This window comes from Peptostreptococcus anaerobius 653-L (genome assembly GCF_000178095.1).
In the GTDB taxonomy this organism is placed as follows: domain Bacteria; phylum Bacillota; class Clostridia; order Peptostreptococcales; family Peptostreptococcaceae; genus Peptostreptococcus; species Peptostreptococcus anaerobius.
Genome location: NZ_ADJN01000013.1, coordinates 1 through 541 on the forward strand (window position 1 = coordinate 1; position 541 = coordinate 541).

The 541-nt window shown below is 48.8% G+C and carries 5 tRNA genes; all 5 read left to right on the plus strand.

The annotated features are described in order from the left end of the window. Nucleotides 1–3 precede the first annotated feature (3 nt). The 5 genes from HMPREF0631_RS01105 to HMPREF0631_RS01125 all read left to right on the plus strand — a co-directional run bounded on the left by HMPREF0631_RS01105 (nucleotide 4) and on the right by HMPREF0631_RS01125 (nucleotide 456). A tRNA-Leu gene (locus HMPREF0631_RS01105) sits at nucleotides 4–93 on the plus strand. Between the two features lie 27 nt (nucleotides 94–120). Beyond that, a tRNA-Ile gene (locus tag HMPREF0631_RS01110) sits at nucleotides 121–197 on the plus strand. Between the two features lie 9 nt (nucleotides 198–206). After that, nucleotides 207–282: transfer RNA gene (locus HMPREF0631_RS01115), tRNA-Trp, on the plus strand. Nucleotides 283–298: 16 nt separating this feature from the next. Then, nucleotides 299–375: transfer RNA gene (locus HMPREF0631_RS01120), tRNA-Ile, on the plus strand. A 5-nt stretch (nucleotides 376–380) separates the two neighbouring features. Next, a tRNA-Phe gene (locus tag HMPREF0631_RS01125) sits at nucleotides 381–456 on the plus strand. The last annotated feature ends 85 nt before the right edge of the window (nucleotides 457–541 follow it).

Genomic DNA, 541 nt, shown 5'->3' on the forward strand with positions numbered 1-541 from the left:
AGTGCCGAAGTGGCGGAACTGGCAGACGCACAGGACTTAAAATCCTGCGAAACTTATACTTTCGTACCGGTTCGATTCCGGTCTTCGGCACCACATATTGAATATATTACCAACACTTATGGACCATTAGCTCAGTTGGTTAGAGCGCCCGGCTCATAACCGGTAGGTCCGGGGTTCGAGTCCCTGATGGTCCACCATTCAACCATAGGGGTGTAGCTCAGTTGGTAGAGCGTCGGTCTCCAAAACCGTGCGCCGGGGGTTCGAGTCCCTCCACCCCTGCCAGTCAACTTAATATTATGGGCCTATAGCTCAGGTGGTTAGAGCGCACGCCTGATAAGCGTGAGGTCGCTGGTTCGAGTCCAGCTAGGCCCACCATTTATGCCTAGATAGCTCAGTCGGTAGAGCAGGGGACTGAAAATCCCCGTGTCGGTGGTTCGATTCCGCCTCTAGGCACCAACTTTTGAAAAAAATTTCAAAAAAAGTATTTACATTTATTGAAAAATGTGATACTATTAATAAGTTGCTAGTTGAAGTAACTTGT